General features: G+C 61.8%; 18 protein-coding genes and 1 pseudogene. 8 read left to right on the top strand and 11 right to left on the bottom strand.

From position 1 onward, the window contains the following. The first annotated feature begins 39 nt into the window (after positions 1-39). Both ACNEOT_RS24125 and ACNEOT_RS24120 read left to right on the top strand, forming a co-directional pair. On the top strand, positions 40-537 hold the full coding sequence (locus tag ACNEOT_RS24125; RefSeq protein ID WP_415977315.1) for a winged helix-turn-helix transcriptional regulator: 498 nt from the start codon (positions 40-42) through the stop codon (positions 535-537). A 12-nt stretch (positions 538-549) separates the two neighbouring features. Continuing rightward, positions 550-1,089: a DUF302 domain-containing protein gene (locus ACNEOT_RS24120; RefSeq protein ID WP_415977227.1), complete on the top strand. Its 540-nt coding sequence runs from the start codon at positions 550-552 to the stop codon at positions 1,087-1,089. Positions 1,090-1,104: 15 nt separating this feature from the next. Here ACNEOT_RS24120 and ACNEOT_RS24115 read toward each other — a convergent pair whose 3' ends face one another. After that, on the bottom strand, positions 1,105-1,620 hold the full coding sequence (locus tag ACNEOT_RS24115; RefSeq protein WP_415977226.1) for a winged helix-turn-helix transcriptional regulator: 516 nt from the start codon (positions 1,618-1,620) through the stop codon (positions 1,105-1,107). Positions 1,621-1,748: 128 nt separating this feature from the next. Here ACNEOT_RS24115 and ACNEOT_RS24110 point away from each other — a divergent pair, with 128 nt between their 5' ends. Further along, positions 1,749-3,143, top strand: coding sequence for an MFS transporter (locus ACNEOT_RS24110; protein ID WP_415977313.1), 1,395 nt, complete (start codon positions 1,749-1,751; stop codon positions 3,141-3,143). A gap of 276 nt (positions 3,144-3,419) precedes the next feature. Here the strand turns inward: ACNEOT_RS24110 and ACNEOT_RS24105 are convergent, their stop codons facing one another. From ACNEOT_RS24105 to ACNEOT_RS24085, 5 genes are all read right to left on the bottom strand, one after another. Continuing rightward, positions 3,420-4,430, bottom strand: a complete 1,011-nt coding sequence (locus tag ACNEOT_RS24105) for a fumarylacetoacetate hydrolase family protein (protein WP_415977225.1) — start codon at positions 4,428-4,430, stop codon at positions 3,420-3,422. A gap of 25 nt (positions 4,431-4,455) precedes the next feature. Beyond that, entirely contained in the window at positions 4,456-5,403 is a 948-nt protein-coding gene (locus ACNEOT_RS24100) for an MBL fold metallo-hydrolase (RefSeq protein ID WP_415977224.1), read from the bottom strand. Next, on the bottom strand, positions 5,400-6,827 hold the full coding sequence (locus tag ACNEOT_RS24095; protein ID WP_415977222.1) for an amidohydrolase family protein: 1,428 nt from the start codon (positions 6,825-6,827) through the stop codon (positions 5,400-5,402). The genes ACNEOT_RS24100 and ACNEOT_RS24095 overlap by 4 nt, the downstream gene beginning before the upstream one ends. Positions 6,828-6,917: 90 nt before the next feature. Then, entirely contained in the window at positions 6,918-7,808 is an 891-nt protein-coding gene (locus ACNEOT_RS24090; RefSeq protein WP_415977220.1) for a LysR family transcriptional regulator, read from the bottom strand. Positions 7,809-7,940: 132 nt separating this feature from the next. Continuing rightward, positions 7,941-8,864: a ketopantoate reductase family protein gene (locus ACNEOT_RS24085; protein WP_415977219.1), complete on the bottom strand. Its 924-nt coding sequence runs from the start codon at positions 8,862-8,864 to the stop codon at positions 7,941-7,943. 121 nt (positions 8,865-8,985) lie between these two features. Here ACNEOT_RS24085 and ACNEOT_RS24080 point away from each other — a divergent pair, with 121 nt between their 5' ends. Both ACNEOT_RS24080 and ACNEOT_RS24075 read left to right on the top strand, forming a co-directional pair. Then, entirely contained in the window at positions 8,986-9,486 is a 501-nt protein-coding gene (locus tag ACNEOT_RS24080) for a winged helix-turn-helix transcriptional regulator (RefSeq protein WP_415977218.1), read from the top strand. Between the two features lie 107 nt (positions 9,487-9,593). Continuing rightward, positions 9,594-10,331 (top strand): lysophospholipid acyltransferase family protein, encoded by a 738-nt coding sequence (locus ACNEOT_RS24075; protein ID WP_415977217.1) that lies wholly within the window; start codon positions 9,594-9,596, stop codon positions 10,329-10,331. Positions 10,332-10,439: 108 nt separating this feature from the next. Here ACNEOT_RS24075 and ACNEOT_RS24070 read toward each other — a convergent pair whose 3' ends face one another. Further along, entirely contained in the window at positions 10,440-11,228 is a 789-nt protein-coding gene (locus tag ACNEOT_RS24070; RefSeq protein ID WP_415977216.1) for a hypothetical protein, read from the bottom strand. A 111-nt stretch (positions 11,229-11,339) separates the two neighbouring features. Between ACNEOT_RS24070 and ACNEOT_RS24065 the strand changes: the two genes are divergently transcribed. Both ACNEOT_RS24065 and ACNEOT_RS24060 read left to right on the top strand, forming a co-directional pair. After that, the gene (locus ACNEOT_RS24065) at positions 11,340-11,963 is read left to right on the top strand and encodes a TetR/AcrR family transcriptional regulator (protein ID WP_415977215.1); all 624 of its coding nucleotides are present in this window, start codon (positions 11,340-11,342) and stop codon (positions 11,961-11,963) included. Positions 11,964-12,121: 158 nt separating this feature from the next. After that, positions 12,122-13,627: a DHA2 family efflux MFS transporter permease subunit gene (locus tag ACNEOT_RS24060; RefSeq protein WP_415977214.1), complete on the top strand. Its 1,506-nt coding sequence runs from the start codon at positions 12,122-12,124 to the stop codon at positions 13,625-13,627. 48 nt (positions 13,628-13,675) lie between these two features. Here the strand turns inward: ACNEOT_RS24060 and fgd are convergent. Beyond that, positions 13,676-14,692 (bottom strand): annotated as a pseudogene (gene fgd / locus ACNEOT_RS24055) (glucose-6-phosphate dehydrogenase (coenzyme-F420)). A gap of 93 nt (positions 14,693-14,785) precedes the next feature. Between fgd and ACNEOT_RS24050 the strand changes: the two are divergent. After that, entirely contained in the window at positions 14,786-15,997 is a 1,212-nt protein-coding gene (locus ACNEOT_RS24050) for an acetyl-CoA C-acetyltransferase (protein ID WP_415977212.1), read from the top strand. Between the two features lie 13 nt (positions 15,998-16,010). Here the strand turns inward: ACNEOT_RS24050 and ACNEOT_RS24045 are convergent, their stop codons facing one another. The 3 genes from ACNEOT_RS24045 to ACNEOT_RS24035 are packed head-to-tail and all read right to left on the bottom strand — an operon-like array spanning position 16,011 to position 19,044. Next, a complete protein-coding gene (locus tag ACNEOT_RS24045; RefSeq protein ID WP_415977312.1) occupies positions 16,011-16,859 on the bottom strand; it encodes an LLM class F420-dependent oxidoreductase in 849 nt (282 codons plus the stop codon). A 35-nt stretch (positions 16,860-16,894) separates the two neighbouring features. After that, the gene (locus ACNEOT_RS24040) at positions 16,895-17,389 is read right to left on the bottom strand and encodes a nuclear transport factor 2 family protein (RefSeq protein WP_415977210.1); all 495 of its coding nucleotides are present in this window, start codon (positions 17,387-17,389) and stop codon (positions 16,895-16,897) included. Further along, positions 17,386-19,044, bottom strand: coding sequence for an AMP-binding protein (locus tag ACNEOT_RS24035; RefSeq protein ID WP_415977209.1), 1,659 nt, complete (start codon positions 19,042-19,044; stop codon positions 17,386-17,388). The genes ACNEOT_RS24040 and ACNEOT_RS24035 overlap by 4 nt, the downstream gene beginning before the upstream one ends. Between the last annotated feature and the right edge of the window lie 26 nt (positions 19,045-19,070).

Below are 19,070 nucleotides of genomic sequence, written 5' to 3'. Positions count from 1 at the left end.
TGACTAACGCAAGCGTTAGTTATACTGGGGGCCATGCCCATGAAGTTCGAAAACCGGCTGGCCGACCGAGGGCGGTGGAGAGCGGACCGGTGCTCGATCGCCTCGGTGCTCGAAGCCTTGGGAACAAGAACGACGTTTCTTGTTGTGCGCGAGTGCTTCTACGGCACTACGCGATTCGACGACTTTGTCGATCGAACCGGGGTGTCTGCGCCCGCCGTCTCGAGGGCAATGCGCATGCTCGAGTCTGCTGGGGTGGTAGTGCGGGTGCCGTACCAGGACGAAGGATCGCGTGTGCGTGACGGCTATCAGCTGACGTCCGCCGGGGAAGATCTGCTCCCCGTCCTGCTCGCCATGATTCAGTGGGGCGACACCTATCTGCAGGAGGCCACACCGCCGCTGGTTTTCGTCGAGCGCAACAGCGGGCGCCCTGTCAAAGTTCGTGTCAGCGCGGACGGGCTCGACGACCTGGGACCGGCGGATATCGAAGTTCGCAGACCCGTCCCCCGTGATCTGGGTCAGCAAACAACTCGAAGCTAAGGAAGGGCAACTATGACCGGAAATACCCGGATAAGGCGAACACCGCACACGATGACGCGGGTGGAGATCGCTACAGGTATCCCCATCGACGAGTTCCTCATCGCGCTGGAGCGAGCGGTGCCCGAGGCCGACCTCTCCGCGTTGCAGGGCCTCGTCACCGCAGGTGGCACCTGGCAGGACATGGTCCGCGCCGTCGACGGCATGGCACCTCACGGTCTGCTTCGGTACGCGAAGGTCGACGCCACTGATGCCATGCGGCTCGCCGGTCACTCCACCACGACCGTCGAATATCTGATCGGAAATCACGTCATCGCAGAATCCATGTTCCGACATGATCCGAAGGCGATGCTCTATGCGCCGCTTCGCGCACTTGTGTTCGCGGATGCCGAAGGCAGTGCAGTGTTTGCCATCGTCCAGCCCAGTACGGTGTTTGCCGGCCTCGGCATTGCCGAAGTCACCCGGGTCGGCCACCAACTCGATGAGAAGGTCGAGGCCCTCCTGAAGGCCGTGGGGGTAGAGGCCGAGGCCATCTTCGGGACAGACCGAACATGAACGGCAGACAGCTGGTCAGGAAGGGTCGGCATCGACGGTAGGCCGCGTTGCTGCGGCCACCTTCATCGCGAGGCCTGCGAACGCAGGCTCGGCGGCTGCGTCGGCCGCTTCCGTACTGCTGTGTCGCACTTGTAGTTCGGACATCATCCGGTCCCAGAGGTCCGGTCCCGCTGCTGCTGCAACTCGGAACCAGAGTGCAGTCGGTGAGTGCGACTGGGCGTTGTCGGCACCCCATGCACCCAGCTGGATCATCACTGGCAGCAGCTTCACACCCTTGGCGGTGAGGCTGTACACAATCCTCTGCTTGTGACCAGCGTGCTTGCGCCTGGTGACGATGCCCGCGGCGACGAGCGCGTGCAGGCGGGCATTCAACACGTTGGATGCGATTCCCTCATCAGAATTGGTCAACAAATCCCTGAATCCTCGTCTGTCGCGAAAGATCATGTCCCGCAGGATGAGTAGGGTCCATCGGTCGCCGATCAGTTCCACCGAAAGGTTCAGCGGACAATCGGATCGCAGAACGGTGGCCATCCCGCCTCACCCCTTGACGTACTCGGAACACAATTTCGACACCGAACGGACTGTACCCGTCACACAACCGGTCCTGAAAACGATCCGGTCTGATAGTTTCCATGCATGAAAATTGAGACGTGCCCGCGATGACCGGAATGGCTACCGATTCGCGGGTGCAGCGCGACGGTGTCGTGCTCGGCGTTCTGTCCCTGGCCGCGTTCATGGCCAGCCTGGACGTGTTCATCGTCAATGTCGCGTTCGACGACATCGGACGAGACTTCGACGGTCCGGGCCTGTCGCAGCTCTCATGGATCCTCAACGCCTACACGATCATCTACGCGGCGCTGCTGGTGCCCGCTGGACGTTTGGCGGATCGGTACGGACGCAAGGGGAGCTTCCTGCTCGGACTCGCGATATTCGTCGCCGCGAGCGCAGCGTGCGCGGCAAGCAGTGGGATCTGGATGCTCGTCGCTTTTCGTGCGGTCCAGGCTGTCGGCGCGGCAATTCTGACCCCGGCCAGCCTCGGCCTCGTCGTCGCCGCTGCCGCGCCGCACCTGCGGGCGAGGTCAGTGCGAATCTGGGCGGCCACAGGCGCACTTGCCGCCGCGCTGGGTCCGGCGGTGGGTGGCGTTCTCGTAGAGATTTCCTGGCGGTGGGTGTTCATCGTCAACATTCCGATCGGGGTTGCTGCATTGATCGCAGCCGCTGTTGTCGTGCCCCGATCTCGCGACGAGACCGTCACGAAGATGCCGGACGTCCTGGGCGCTGTGCTGTTGGCCGTCGCCATCGGTGCACTGACACTCGCTCTGGTAGAAGGGAGCGACTGGGGATGGACCGACGCACGTATCGTGGCAGCGTGGGCGACAACCGTGGTTGCACTGATCGGATTCATCGCCCGTTCCGGGCGGCACCCGTCGCCCATCATCGACCCGATCCTGATCCGAGTGCGTGCGTTCTCGTTCGCCAACCTCACCGCGGTCCTGTTCTCGATCCCCTTCGCCGCATCCTTGCTGGCCAACATCCTCTGGATGCAGCAGATCTGGGGATATTCTGCCGTCCGCACCGGGTTCGCGGTGGTGCCGGGACCCCTGATGGTTCCGCTGTTCACGGTCGTCGGACATAAACTCGCATCTCGGATCCCGGTCGGAGTCATCGTTGCCCTCGGATGTGCCTTGATGGCGTGCAGTTCGTTGCTGATCTCGCTTCAGGTCGGTCAGGAACCCAGTTATGTGACGGATCTGCTGCCGAGTCTGCTGATCGGCGGTGCCGGAATCGGTCTTGCACTCCCGACGATCTTGTCGTCGGCCACCTCGGATCTCCCGCCGTCGCAGACCGCTACCGGCAGTGCCGTGGTGAACATGAGTCGACAGATCGGCACTGCCTTGGGTGTCAGCCTGCTCGTGGCGGTTCTCGGCACGCCTCGTGGATTCGGTGAAGCGCACCCGGCATTTCAACATGCCTGGTGGGCCCTTGCAGCGGTTGCAGTGCTCGCTGCGCTGGTGGCTCCGGCGATGAGTCCTGCACGCGTCCGGACCGACTGAAGCATTAGGCAGACCAGAGTTCATAGGCGAACAACTCCGCCGTGCCGGATGATCAGGGGAACGCGTACACCGATCAGTGCTGCTCCTACGGGTCCGTACGAAGGTCGTTGAACAGCAATGATTCGTTGGTCGATAGTGCATCCATGCGAGAACCGGAACCGCGCGGCCTTGTCGGGGTCGTCGCATGCCCGCGCCAGCACATGAGCAGAGACCGAGATGTCGGGAACGAAGATGTTTGTCGACGAGAGCGGTGGATCGCGGTGGTGTGTGCCTCCATCATGCGTTGCCGTCTGCGGATGTCGGGCTGTGGTCAGCACGTCGTCCTGGTACTGCCCCGGCGCGGATGCCCAGTGCGCGGAACTCGCTGATCGGGACGTTGGCTGTGGACGCGACGATTGTGCTACGTTGCCGACCCAATAGGTCTACCTCGAGTGCGACGACGTCTCCGGGGTGTAGTGGGGGGAGCGCTGATCTACCCCGTCTGCCCCAGATCTCGGCCAGACAGCCCGAACCGCACGTCCCGGAACCCAGAATGTCCCCCGGCCGCACCTCCGTTCCTCGCGATGCGTAGGACAGCATCTGCGCGTAGGAGAAGGCCATGTTCGACCAATTGTCCTCGCCGACAACAGCATCGTTGACCGTTACGGTCATCCTGAGATCGAAGGCGTTGCCGGCCCGGTATGGCTCGAGTTCGTCGGCCGTGACGAAGAACGGCCCCAAGGATGTAGCGCTGTCCTTTCCTTTGACCGGTCCGAGCCGGACCTGCATCTCGGCGAACTGCAGGTCTCGTGCAGACCAGTCGTTCATGACCATGTACCCGGCTATGTGGGAGTCGGCTTCCGCCACTGCGACGTCGCGCCCGGCCCGGCCCACCACCGCCGCGACCTCCAACTCGAAGTCGAACAGCTCGCACCCCGGAGGGACAGCGACGGGAGCATAGGGCCCGACCACGGCGTATGGATTGGTGAAGTAGAAAGCTGGTGCCTTGTACCACTGCTCTGGTACCACGCTGTCTTCGTCGGCCAGTCGAGCGACGCCGGCAACATGCTGCTCGAAGGTCATGTAGTCGCGGATTGTGGGCGGCGCTGGGATCGGCGCGAGCAGGTCCGCCTGCGCGAGGTCGAGGGTGACGGAAGGGTGTGTCCGCGCTCGGTCTCCGGCCGCCCGCAGTTGTTCCGCGTGGTCGTCTCCGAGCAGATCGACGATACGAATACCGTCGTCCAGTCCGAATACGACACCGTCCTCGACGAGCCCGACACAGGGCCTGCCGCTATGAGTGAAGTTCACGAATCGCATTGTTGATCAGCTTCTTTCAGAGATTCGACGTCATGGGTCCGCCGTTGAACGACACGGCGTCCGCAAATGCTGCGATGATGTCCAGTTCGGTACCCGACATGTCGGCGTAGTGGCGATGAATATTCAGTACGAGCCGTTCGGCGTCCGGCATTGCGGCATAGTCACCGAGTCCGGCCGTGCGCGCTGCGTCCAGCGGAGTCATACCGAGGAGGTAGCCCTGTTGCCCTGCGTTCTGCACGTAGCGGTAGTAGTCCGCGATCGCTTCGAGCGCGTCGTCTATCCCGGAACGCTCGATGACCGGACCGTGCCCGGGAACGATTATCTCGGCATCGAATTCTCTCAGCCAATCCAACGACTGTAGGGCCCCCGTCAGCGACCCCATGAACGCCAGAGGCGTAACACCGTTGAATACGAGATCTCCTGCGAACAAAACCCTTTCGGCGGGCAACCATGCGACCGCATCGCCGGTTGTGTGTGCGGTGTAGCCGGGGTGGTGGAGTTCGACGATTCGGTCACCGAGATGTAGTTCCATCGACCGGTCGAACGACACCGACGGTAGCCGGAGACTCACATCACCCCATTGCGGCACGGGCTCCCAGAACGGCGGGCAGCCGCAGATCACGGTGTCGGTTGCCAAGCCTGCGCGCATGTGCCGTTGACCGATGATGACGGTCGACTCGGGAAGTTGACTGTTGCCGTATGTATGGTCGCCGTGCTGATGTGTGTTGAGAGCGAACCTGATCGGAGTGTCGCTGCGGTGGGCTCGGCGTCTGGCTCGAAGGAACGCCTGAGTGCGTTGCGCAGTTGCGCAGGTATCGACAATGACGTCACCGTCGTCGCCCGCGATCACGCCGGTGTTGTTGATCCACCAGCTGCCGTCGGGTTGCACCCACGCCCACACCGCTGGCGCGATCTCGTCGAAGGACGGCGTCGGCAGGGAGTCGGGCTGAGCCGCAGCTATCACCGGATTTCCTTCAGATTCGCTTTGAGCATGGCCCCCACACCCTCGAACATTCCCTCGGGTGTTCCCGGGAGCACCGGTACTGCGCGGCGCACACGTTCGAGCACCGACCGGGAGGATTCCGCGGCTCGCGCGGTGAGTGCAGGTAGATCCACATCGACCATCTCGCCGTCTCGCTTGACGACTTTCCCGTCCACGAGCACGGTTCGCACATCTTCGGCCGATGTCTGGAAAACGAGGGTGCCAGCGGGGTCGATGTGGGTGTGCTGCGTGATGGAGGGGCCGCCGACCAGAATGAGATCTGCTCGCTTTCCGACGGTGATGCTTCCGATGCGGTCTCGCATACCCAGTGCTTTCGCGGCGTTGACCGTCGTCCACTTCAATGCATCGTGCGCCGAGACGGACACTGCCGCCGGGTCTTGGCGAGCGTTGTTCGCCTTTTCGGTGTCCGACCACCGCTTGAATCCGATCGCCATCCGCGTCTGTGCGAACATGTCGCCCGAATTGAGCGACATGATGTCGGTGGAGAGGGTCGGTTCGATTCCCCGGCGCTCGGCGGCATCGAAGACCAGTTTCCCCATTCCCATGTTCAGTTCGGTCTCCGGCGAGATGGACACCTTCGCGCCCCTGCGCGCAAGAATGTCCCATTCGTCATCGGTGAGCGTGTTGCAGTGCACGTGCACCTGATTCGCATCGATCAGTCCCGCTTCGTCGAGCTCCGCGATGCCCGACGGCATGGACCAAATGCACCCTGTATGCGTCACGATCAATGCATCGTGAGCCCGCGCCACGGCAACTTCTGCGGCGGTGTCGCGCAGAGGGCGCAGTCCGACCTCGGTAAGGGCCACTCCCAAGTTCAGCAAGCCAGCGGGATCCGGGAAATGCTGCGCAGCAATGCGTTCGAAGTCTGCGATCCTGTCGGCGTGAGTTGCGAAGAACTGTGGTGTCTGCGGACTCGAATCGAAAAATCCGTAGCCCAGGACGCCGCGGATTCCAGCGTCGCGCAGCCCTGTCACCGCAGCATCGCTGTGATCGGGCGAGTTCATGCAGTGAGAGAAATCCAGGATTGTCGTCACACCGGCGTTCAACGCCTCAACTGCTCCGAGGCGGTTGCCGACGTACACATCGTCCGCGGTGTATGCCGGCGACACCGAGAGCCGGATTCCGTAGAAGTAATCGGCGAGAGTCCAGTCCGCGCACAATGCCCGCATCTGGGTCTGCCATGTGTGGCGGTGTGTGTCTATCAGCCCGGGAGCGACGATGTGATTCTTCGCGTCGATGACCTCCGCATGCGCGTCAGGCAAGTTCGGGCCGATCGCTACGATAATCCCGTCCTCGATCAAAATATCCGTGGAGGGAAGGGTGCCGAGCTGCGGATCCATCGTTACCAGATGACCTCCGCGGACAATTGTGCGGTGACGCGTCATTGCATACCTTCTGTCTATGATCGTGGTCACGACAGTTCAACACGCAGCTGCGCCGACATCATCAGTCGAAAAAGTTACGATCTACCGCTCTCAGGTCGAAAGAAGAGCGTGCGCAATGGTGCGAATCAGATCGATCTCTGGCCGATGGTCGTCCGACCTCACGGCAATGGCGATCGTGCAGTCCGGACCCTCCAGAGGAACGAACGCGACCTGAGGGTGCGGATAGTACGACGCAGCGGTTGCTGCGTGTACCGCGATGCGACCGGTCAACGCCACTGCCGAAGGAATGGCGGCCGGGTAACGAACACGATCGCCGCCGCGTCCGTTCGCCCAAGCGTGACCGGCCCATTCTTCGAGTAGTCCACCCGTCTCTACATCGACGAACACACTGTCTGCGATGTCCGCGACAGACAGCCATGTCGCGTCGGCCATGTCGGAGTGTTTCGGAACGACGGCGACCCGCTGCCCAGCGGTCACCGGGATCAGGTCGATTCCATCGACAGGCCTCAGGGCCTGAACGAACCCCACGTCTACTGGACCGGAAAGCACTGCGTCGTACTGCTCGGACAAGGTCAAATCAGCGAAACTGAAGGACAGGTCGGGAATTGCGGCCGACAAGCCATCCTTGAAGTCCTCCCACAGCGTAGAAATTCCGAAGCCGAGCACCCCGAACGTCAGGTGGTCCGCCGACGTGCCGATGGGGTGGCCGAGGATCAGCCTGTCGAAGGCGTCGACGACCTGCCGCGCACGATCGAGAAACACATACCCCTGGGCAGTGGGAGACACCCGCCGGCTGGTGCGCTCGAACAGTCGGTAACCGAGATCGGACTCCAAACCTCGAATGATCCGTCCAAAAGGCTGAGCAGCGATGTAGTGGCGTTGCGCAGCCCGACCGAAATGCAATTCCTCGGCCAAAGTCAGAGCGAACCTGAGAGCCCGAATGTTCGTCCGATGTGCGACGCGCTCGGCTAGACCTTCCATGATTCCATTGTGAACCGAGACGGTCTTCGGCAGGACGACTATCGGCAGACACTAGTCAGTTGATTTCCACGACGAGATCGACTGATCGGGCAGAGACGGCAAGGTTTTCGATGCCGAGTTCCGGTCGAGTGCCTACTTGCCGGCCAAGGCATGGCTGTATGTGCAGAGTCGAGCGTAGGCGGCCTCGAACAATGGCACATCGATACCGTGACGGTGCCCTTCGTCGATCAGGTCGCCGACGATCGTCTCGTGTTCGACTGCGCGCCCGGCACGAAAGTCGCGATACATCGATGTGGTGAAGCGTGACTCGCGGGTAGTGAGCAGGTCGAACGCTCGGGCCAGCGCGGCGGAGCGCGGCTCGAAACCAGCTGCCGCGCACACTCTCTTGGCTTCGTCGATCAATCCTCGCGCGGTTGCAAAGCCCGCGGGTACAGCGACCGCTGATCCTGCGTCGGCGTCGAGCAGGCAGTTCAGAGCCCCCGCGGTGGCGAGGAGAAACCACTTCTCCCACATGTCGTGACTGATGGTCTCGGAGACCGAAAGCGTGTAGCCGGCGTGATCGAGCGAATTCGCGATGGAGTCGATGCGATCGACGCGCTGATCGAGTTCTCCGACGGTCAACGACGCCGCAGGCGTCAACTGAACGATCGTGCGGTCCATTCGTTGCTCGGTGGCGAGAAAACACACGCCTCCCAGCAAGTGGTCGGCCCCGAACCACTCTGCGAGAGTGCGCATGTGGGTCATACCGTTCAGGGTGGGGACGATGACGGTGGCCGGACCCACTGCGGGTGCGAGGTCGGCAATCACCGACTGAAGAGCCTGGCCTTTGACTGCGAGCACGATGATGTCCCACTGCCGGTCGATACCGCGTGCGGTCGTAACGGCCGGGGCGACGACGTGCTCGGTTCCGGCGTGGTCGATCAGGCGTAGACCGTTATCACGCAGTGTGGCTGCCGAATCAGGGCGGGCAAGGAAGGTCACCTCCCGCCCGGCGAGGTGCAGTTGGGTGCCGAGAAATCCGCCCACTGCTCCGGTGCCGACAACCAAAATGTTCATAGTCGTACCCGTTCCGTGTGTGTGCGTCCAACGGCAAGCCTGTTGCCATCGAGGATGACTTTCTCGAGCGAAGTTATATGCTGTCGGTGACAGTACTCAAACCTCGACACGATGGGAAGAGATGGCTCTGCGATCGGATTGGTCCGGAGAGAACTGTCCCATTCGGCGCTCGCTGGACGTGATCGGCGACCCGTGGGTATTGCTGATCGTCCGCGACGTGCTGCACGGACGTGGGCGATTCGATGCGCTCCGCGACAATCTCGGCATTTCCGAAGCCGTGCTCAGTCGCCGGTTGCGCGAGATGACCGACGCTGGACTGTTGGACAAGGTCGATTACGACAACGCCGGGCGAATGCGTCAGGGATACGTCGCCACCGCCGCCGCGGCTGATGTGCTCCCCATCCTTCAACTGCTCGCTTTATGGGGTGAGAAGCACACCGCCACGCCGGCCGGTGCTGGGCATATGGCGTTGGTGCACCGAGCGTGCGGCGAGGAGACTTCACGCGGTGAAGTGTGTAGCCGCTGCGGTGAGGTACTGCGGCCGGAACATATGACGTGGGTCAAGCCGTGGCTTCACACCGCCGACGAACTCGTAGCGCCGGGCGTTCTGTTTCCCGGCTGATCTCGAGCACCGTGGGATCACCGTCGCCCCACATGTGCTATAACTTTGTTATACGACGACCTCGGGATGGTCGGATATTCGTTCGGTCCGACTCGAGAAGGGCTCACGTGACAACGCAGCCACACCCGCCATCGGTGCACGTCGACAATTTCTCACGTGTCTACGACTTCTATCGTCAGCATCAGCAATCGCGACTGAAGGCAACGGCGCTCTACGGCTATACCGCGCTCGCGTACCGACCCGTCGTCCGATACGCCGAGGGTGTGCATCGGTATTTGAAGCACTTCGATGCGTCCCGGGCATCGATGGTGATCTGCTCGAACCACGTAAGCGAGATCGATCAGTTCGTTCTCTCGGGTGGAGCGTTCCTGTCTCCTCTTCGTCGCCACATAGGAACGATACGAGTGTTGGCCAAGGACGGGTTGTTCGTCGACCGCCGTCAGCGGCACCGCATAGACCTGATGGGTGGTATTCCGGTCTTCAGGCCGACCGATCACGGACGGGACGCTCTGGGCCCAGTGCGCGCATTGATCTCGACCTGTGTCGAGCGATTGAAGGTCGGTGACCATGTGGCAATCTTTCCGGAGGGAACACGGAACAAAGCTGATCCCAGATCGATCCAGCCGATCGGAGCCGGAGCAGCACACATCGTTTCTCGTTCGATGCGGCAGGGCCGACCGATAGTGGTGCTGCCCGCCGCAATACGCATTCCGGAGTTGTCCGGAGCTCGACCCCATCTACTTTTCGGCAGCCCGTTCACGGTCGAAGCGATCGCCCCCAAGAGAATCGCGGAAGAGATCCGTCGAGCGATGCAGGAGACCGTCCGGCTGGTCTACCGGTCGTGACATGAGTCGAATGCACCGAGCCAGCCGAGGCTGCCGATGTGAGTGCCAGTGGGGGGAGCGGACGAAACGGCTCACATTGTGCTGATTCGCGAGTGTGCTTGTGAGCGTTCAAGCTTCAGCGTGTGGCGACAGCAACGGGCCTGGGTAGCCGGCAAGGTACAGTTCCTGGACTTCGCCGCTGCAGAAGGTGGTTACCTCATGCTCCCATCTGGCGATCCTCTCGTCCACGGGTCCCTCGCCGAGTCCGCGGGCGGCGTCGCGCGCTTCCAGATACGAAACCTGAGAATCGAGATCGAGGGTCCACAGGACGGCCGTGCGAGTGTTGGAAAATGCAACCTCGTACAGGCCGGCAAGCCGATATCCGTGATCTTGCAGAATCGGAGCTCGCGAGACTCGAACGGCTGCAAGGTATTCGAGCTGCATGCCAGGGGCCGCTTCGGCGAACTCGATCATCGCGAACGCACCCGCCGGTCCGGGTTCTGCCAGGTCGGCGATAGTGGGAGATCCTGGCGCCGCGACCAGGGGCACCGAACGCGCCGTGTGCCGGAGATTGTCGATCGACGATAGAAACATCGAGTCGGGCACGCCTTCGTACAGTTTCATCATGTCGAGCCATCCGCCGCGCCAGCCGCCCCGGCAGTGGTAGAGCGAGAACGCTCGAAACTGTTCGTGACCGGTGATCCCGACCGCGTACCAGGCACCGATCAACTGGATGCCGGATTGGCCGCCGGACGAAGAACCAGCCTGCAGGGCTGACGAGTCGTTCTCCTCGGGCGCAGTATCGGATGCTTCCGATGTCCGTAGCGCTCGGGTGATCCAGTCGAGAAATTTTTTCGGTTTCGAGCTGTCGAGCGGGCGGAAATCGGTGATGTCCAGCAAGAATACTTCGCGCGTCATGTGCCTCCTCGTCATGATTCAAGGAAGCCTAGCAAGCGATTGGTTGTTTCCTGTCGAGCTCACGCAAAGTGTCAGCTTGCGCCAGTTGGCAGTGACTGCCACAATCTGGGTGTGGCCACCGTCGATCTTCGCGCACAGCGCACCGCGCGGACTCGGGACGAGTTGGTACGCGTGTCACTGAAGATGTTCCTGGAATCGGGTTTCGACTACGTGACCGTGGAGCAAGTCGCCGAAGCCGTCGAGGTGGCACCGCGCACCGTGTATCGGTACTTCTCCACCAAGGAACAGTTGGCTCTGGCGGTGTTGTCCGACTTGGACAATCGGTTTCTCGACTCCGTCATATCGAGACCGCGACACGAACTGCCGATCGTGACACTCCGTTTCGCTCTGCGCTCGGCTTGGGAATGGCTCGAGGCCGACGAGGTCCGAGCGCGTGACTACCTCGCACTTCAAGGCATGGTGGACACGAACCCGAGTTTGCGAGCGGCGAACCTTCGTCGAGCATTCGAGCAGCAGGCGATGCTGGTGGACGTCATCTCGTCCCACACCGTGTTCGACGGGTGCGACGAAATGTATCCGAAGCTGGTCGTCGCCGCGTTCAGCGCGGCGTCGACCGTCGCGGTAGAGCAGTGGCGGCATCGTGCTTCCGACATCACCGAACTCAAGACCGACCTGGATCGCGCTGTCGAGGCGCTGCTGCCGGCGCTACGCCTGGCGGGCGACGTCGATGACTGAAGTGCTGCAGCGCGAAATCCATGGGCCACAGTACGAAACGACGACAGTGCTGGACAACGACAGTGAGGGTTACGCACAGTATGGCTGATTCACCGTTGGTAGAGAAGGTGGTAACCGACTCAGGGGCAGGAGTGCAGGGGAGAAGTCCATGGTTCGCGATGGCCGCGATCGCGTCCGGAGTGCTGATCGTGGGTCTGGACGGGACAATCACTGCGGTGGCCAACCCCGTCCTCGCAGCCGATCTGGGCGCTACTTTGTCGGGACTGCAGTGGATCACCAACATCTATTTGTTGGCGATGGCGGCGACCTTGGTGCTGTCGGGGAAACTGGGCGATCGTCTCGGACGCAGGCGCGTCTTCATGACAGGCGTCGTCGGTTTCGGGGTTGCGTCGGCAACAATCGCCATGGCACCGGCAGTGTCTGTCGTGATCGCAGGCCGGCTCGGCCAAGGCTTGTTCGGCGCACTGATAGTGACGAACGCAGTCGCCCTTCTGCGAGAGACCTTTCCGCCGTCTCAACTTCCGAAAGCCCTGTCCGTGTTCTCCGCGCTCATCGGTGCGTCGGCGGCAACGGGACCATTGATCGGTGGATTCCTGATCGAGCACACGAGCTGGCGGTGGGCATTCTTGATCAACGTGCCGATCGCTGCTGTTTCGATCATCGCCAGTCTGCGGCTGCTGCCCAAGGGCAAGCTGAGCACTGGTGCCTCCTTCGACGTCCTCGGTGCTGTTCTATTGGGTGCAGGGCTCCTCGGAATCACGTACGGTCTCATCGATGGTGCCGAAAGCGGCTGGGGCGAGGTGCATGTCGTCGCCCTCATCGTGATCGGTGTTGTCCTCGCGGTCGCCTTCGTTTTCGCGGAGAGGCGCGCGAAGGATCCCCTCACTCCTCTGCGATTGTTCGCTGACCGCAACATTTCTTTGGGGCTCGTGCTGTCGGCGATGTCTTTCTTCGCGCTGGTCGGTGCCATGTTCTTCATTCTGCTGTTCCTGCAACAGGTGAACGGTGACTCACCGATGCAGGCGGGTCTGCACTTCCTACCGTTGAGTGTCGCGAACGTGGTTGCGGCCGCGGTATGTGGCCGGATTCTGGTTCGGTTCGGAGCTCGCCCGCCCCTTGTCGCCGGAATGGCTTTGACTGCAATCGGATTCGTTCTGTTCACCAGGCTCGAGCCGCATCAGGCTTACATCGAGTTGATGGTCCCGTTCGTCCTGCTGGGGTTCGGTGTCGGTCTCGTGATGACGTCCTCGGTGCAATCGGTGATAGGTAGCGCGGCGGTGGACGATGCCGGTCCGGCCGCGGGCGCGCAGCAGACGGCGCTGCAGATCGGTGGAATTCTCGGAACCTCTGGGCTGGGCGCGGTGATGGCATACGTGGTGGGAAGTCGATTCGGTCCAGCGATGGTCGACGAGGGTGTGCCCGATGCAACAGTCGACGCTCTTGCGGGCGGGGCCGTTCGATCGGTTGGGCAGGGCGTGCCGCCTGCACTCGGGGGTGTGGACGAGCGCGCAGTCTCCGCTGTCGAACGCGCCACTGAAATCACCTTCATGGACGGACTGCACATGTCCATGTGGGTCGGAGCGGCTGTGGCGTTGACGGCTGCCGTGCTTGCACTCTTTCTGAAGCCTGGGCCCGTGGTGGATACAGGCCCGTCCGTGCACTGAGGCACGATGCGGTCGGTCCACATGCTGATTCGTGGACCGACCGCTGTTTCACTGCAGCGCGCGTAGTTTCGGCGCGAGGTCCTTCTGGAACAGCTCGAGGAACCGTCGTTGGTCATGTCCCGGAGCATGAAACACCAGGTGACCGAAACCAGCGTCCACGTATGTCTTGATCGCCGCCACAGTTTCGTCCGGGTCCGATCCGACAATCCATCTTTTGGCCACGGTGTCGATCGGTAGTGCGTCTGCCGCCCGTTCCATGTCGACCGGATCGGTCAGGGAATGCTTTTGCTCTGCGCTCAGCGACAAGGGAGCCCAAAATCTGGTGTTCTCCAACGCAAGTCGTGGATCGGGATCGTAGGACAACTTGATTTCGATCATTTTGTCGATCTCCTCGACCGAACGGCCGGTCTTCGCTGCGCCCTCTGCGAGCGCAGGCAGCAGCTTCTCCGAGTACAGGTCCATACCCTTTCCGGACGTGCAGATGAAGCCGTCTCCTGCACGGCCTGCGTACCGAGCGACTACAGGGCCGCCTGCAGCGACGTACACCGGAATCGGCACCTCGGGCCTGTCGTAGATGCTCGCTCCGTGAGTGCTGCAATACTCACCGTCGAACGACACTCGGTCGCTCGTCCACAATTCGCGCATCAATGCGACGGACTCACGTAATCTGGCGAATCTTTCCTTGAACTCCGGCCACGTCTGTTCTCCGGGCCCCTGAAATCCGGTCGCGACCTCGTTCAATGCCTCACCGGTGCCTATGCCCAGAATGATCCGCCCTGGATACAGGCAACCCATGGTCGCGAAAGCCTGAGCGATCACGGCAGGGTTGTACCTGAAGGTGGGTGTCATGACCGACGTACCCAGTGCGATCGTGCGTGTCCGCTCACCTACTGCCGTGATCTATGCCATCGAGAACGGCGCGTGGCCGCCTGTGTGACGCCAGGGCTGGAAATGATCGCTGACCACAGCGCTGTCCATGCCACAACGTTCGGCTTCGACTGCAAGTTCGACCAATTCGCGCGGTGCGAACTGTTCGGCCGATGCTTTGTATCCCAATTTCAACAAGCGATGATCCCTTCTCGTTCCGAACCTGTTTCTTGCGATAGGCTACCAAGCAATCGCTTGCTAAATGTTTTGTTCTTCCAGATGGAGGTTGACGTGCCCGAAGCCGTTGTCGTCTCGACGTCCCGCTCGCCGATTGGGCGGGCCCACAAGGGTTCCTTGAAAGATCTGCGACCGGACGACCTCGGTGCGTTCGTCATCCGCGCTGCACTCGACCGAGTGCCGGAACTATCCGACCGCGACGTCGTCGACATCATGGTTGGCTGCGCGCAGCCCGCGGGCGAGCAGGGTTACGGCTTGGCGCGAGTCATATCCATGCTCCTCGGGCTCGATACCCTCCCGGGGACGACGGTGCAGCGGTATTGCGCGTCGAGTTTGCAGACGACGCGGATGGCTTTCCATGCAATCAAGGCAGGAGAGGGTGACGCTTATATCTCGGCCGGAGTGGAGATGGTCTCGCGGTTCGTCCACGGCAAGTCCGATGGCATGCCGGACAGTAGGAATGCACTCTTCGCCGAGGCAGCAGAACGCAACTCGTCCATCGGGTCCGCCGTGTGGAAAGATCCGCGCGAATCGGGCCAGCTGCCGGACGCGTACATAGCGATGGGCGAGACGGCGGAGAATGTCGCGGGCCTGTACTCGATCAGTAGGCGCGAACAGGACGAGTATGCCGCTTTGAGTCAGTCTCGTGCCCAGGCGTCGATCGAGTCGGGATTCTTTGCTCGTGAGATCACGCCGGTGACGTCGCCCGACGGAAGTGTGGTCACCGCGGACGACGGGCCACGTGCAGGTGTGACAGCAGACTCGCTCGGTAACTTGAAGCCGGTCTTCCGAGCCGACGGTACCGTCACCGCAGGTAACTGCTGTCCGGTGAACGACGGTGCGGCGGCACTCGTGGTGATGTCGGAGGATCGCGCTCGTGAACTCGGAATCACCCCCATCGCTCGAATTCTGTCCACCGCGGTGACCGCGGTGTCTCCGGAGATCATGGGCATCAGCCCCGTCGAGGCGACTCGACGAGCTGTCTCGCAGGCCGGTCTGAAGATCTCCGACATCGACCTGTTCGAGATCAACGAAGCATTTGCAGCGCAGGTGATTCCGAGCTACAGACAGCTCGATGTCGATGTCGACCGTGTCAATGTACACGGCGGCGCTATCGCGCTCGGGCATCCGTTCGGGATGACCGGTGCTCGCATGACGTCGACTCTTCTCAATGGTCTGTCCTGGGACGACAAGGAATTCGGCGTCGAAACCATGTGCGCCGCAGGAGGACAAGGCATGGCCATGGTCGTTCAGCGGCTGAGCTGACCGTTCGGCCGCCCTATCGGGTCAGATTGCTTCCGAGGGCGGCCAATGCGTCGAGGGTGGGAAGCAGAACCTCCGCCTTCGCTGTGGGAAGCCAGAACACGACGCGGTCCACACCGTAATGCGCGTAGCGGCAGAGCGCGTCGTGGTGAGGGAGGGGATTGAACAACGTCACCGAAGGCGCGCGTCGTCCCGCACGCCTGGCGCGTTGCCCGAGAACGTGGATTCTGTGCGCCAGCTGTCGCTCGAACGGCTCCTCATGTCCCTGCGGGCAGTCCAAGACCTGTTCTGTACCCGCACGAAACGGCATCCACCCGTCGGCGTACTCCACCACCCTGTCCAACACGGTTGGACCGCCCCCTCCCAGGAGGATCGGTGGCCGCGGACGCTGCACAGGTTTCGGCCACGACCACAAGTCGTCGAAGTTCACGAATTGCCCGGTGTAGGAGGCAATGTCGTCGCGCCAGATGGCCGTCATCGCCTCCAGTCGTTCGCGGAGAACGACGAACCGCGTTCTAGGGTCGGTGCCGTGATTTCGAAGCTCGTGCTCGTTCGATCCCGCCCCGACGCCGAAGATCACGCGTCCGCCGGACAGGTGGTCGATAGTAGCGATCTGCTTGGCAAGAATGATGGGGTCCCGCTCGGTCACCAGAGCTATCGCCGTGCCGATTCGAATCGACGTCGTCGTGGCGGCAACCGCTCCGAGCGTCGCGATGGGGTCCATCACTGTCCGGTAGAACATCGGTACTTCCTCACCGCTGGTGGATGCGGTAACCGACGCGAGTGGTACATGAGTGTGATCCGGAAAGAACATCGATTCGAAGCCACGCGCTTCTGCTGCGGATGCACATGACACCGGACTCATGGATTCCGCGGACGGGAAGAACTGAACACCGAGCTTCACGGGAAATCGGGCCAGCGCTGAGGACGTAGATCGTGCGTGGTTTGCATGGGTTGCAATAGATGATCGGTCATGTCGCCGAACAGGTCATTGCCGACGTGCCTCTCGGTGAAACGCCACTCGCCATCGATTTTGGCGAACCGGTCGAGATAGTCGCCGGCTGTGATCGGTGCGAGAGGCAAATTTCGAGTGTGTTGAACCACGAGGATGTAGGAGTGGGCGCGAGCGTGGTTCTGATCGTCGAAGTCGATGAGGACATTCGTGGCGATGTGATGTGTTCGAGGAGTTCCGTTCGAGTGAATCCGAACGAAGCTTCGCCACAGATCTGCTACCGCGGCCGGGTCATGTCGTGCCGCCAGAGTTCCGCCCGCATACACATCGGCGTGGGCGAAAAGCTGTCCCATTTGCTCGAATCGAGCATTGTCCAAGAAGTACGGGTACAGCAAGATCAAACGTTCGATGTCACGATGATCCTCGAACGAACCTGTGTTCAAATGCCTGCTCCGACGTCCAAGCCCGCCCGGGGTGACTGTGGTGCCTCGGCAAGAGCTGATCTCCGCAGAGCCGCCTTTTCGATTTTCCCATTGGCGGTGACCGGCAGTTCGTCCAGTACGAAAACTCTCCTGGGAACCTTGTAGTTCGACATGTTCTTGCGCGCCCATGCGGCGATGTCTTCGCCGGTAGCCGGCGATCCGTCGGTCGTGACGAAAGCCCAGGGGACTTCGCCGAGCTTGTCGTCGGGCACACCTATGACCGCGGCTTGCGCAACTGCCGAGTTACGCATGAGAAGGTTCTCGATTTCCGCGGGGTAGGAATTGAATCCCCCGACGATGAACATCTCTTTCTTTCGATCGACGATTCGCAGATTTCCGTCCGCATCGAGGATTCCGATATCGCCTGTACGCAGCCAACCGTCATCGTCCAACGCGTCGGCGGTCAATTGTGGAGCATCCCAATACCTCTGCATGACACCGTATCCGCGGATGTGCACCTCACCCGGCTCGCCGGGGCCGACGGGGAAGTCGTCCGCGTCGACTATGCGCACCGCCATCCCCGGAACCGGTGAGCCGGCAGTCGATGCCACTGTCTCGGGACTGTCGCCCGGCCTGGTCATCGTGACCACCGAACCCTCGATCAACCCGTAGGCGTTGGTGACCCGCTCGAACCCGAGCGTGTTCTGCATCGCGTGGATGAGCGGCTCGGGCACGGTTGCCGCGCCGACGACGGCCCACCGCAGGGTGGAGATGTCACGCGTACCGAGCTCCGGGTTCGCGAGGATGGACGCAAAGAGATTGGGCGGGCCCGCGAGAACAGTGAGCCCGAGACTCTCCACCAGTTCGAGCGCCCGGTCCGGGTCGAAAACGGCGATCGGGACGATCGTCGCAAGCCGCGCCACACAGATGATGAGACCAGCGTTGATTCCGAATCCGTGTGCGAAAGGGCTGACGACAGGAAACCGATCGCCCTCGTCGAGACCGCAGATTGCACTCCAGTCCCAGTATGCACGGAGGATTTGAGATCCATTGAGCACCACGCCTTTCGGCTCACCGGTGGTACCGGACGTCATGAGAATTTCGAACGGATCGTCCGGCCCGACAGCGAGCGCCGTTCTTTCGGAAACCTCGAGCGGTGTCTCGACGGATGTCGACAGGAACGCATCCCACCCGAGAATGTGACCGGTGCCGCTCGGAACGTCAGGGCCGAGCACGACGACAGTCTGCAGATTTTTCAGGCCAGCGTATGGAACTCCTGCCCCGGCTCCTCCTGCGGCTTCGGACAACATCGACAGGTAGGACGAACCCAGGAATTGGTCGACGACGAAGAGTGCAGTCGCCTCCGTGCGGCGAAGTGCGTCGACGGTCTCGAGTCCCTTGGCGCGAGTGCTCAACGGTACGACGACGGCACCTGCATCCCAGATGCCGAAGGCGGTCACCACCCACTGCAGGCAGTTCGGTGCCCAGATCGCCACCCGGTCACCTGGGCCGACCCCCTTGGCGGCGAGAGCGCGTGCAGTGTCGCTCGCTGCTTTCCTCAGCTGTTCGAGCGTCAATTCCTCCGAGCCGTCGATGACCACTCGATGTTCGGGCCGACGCGTCGCGACATCGCGCAGCATCTTGGGCAACGTGTTCCAAGGCGTGAGTTCCGGCATCCAAGTCCTCCTTAGCAAGCAAGTGC

Origin of the sequence: Rhodococcus sp. 077-4 (genome assembly GCF_047782425.1) — a bacterium.
Classification (GTDB): Bacteria; Actinomycetota; Actinomycetes; order Mycobacteriales; family Mycobacteriaceae; genus Rhodococcoides.
The sequence above is the reverse complement of the archived record's forward strand: the minus strand, read 5'-3'. Positions and strand labels throughout refer to the sequence as shown.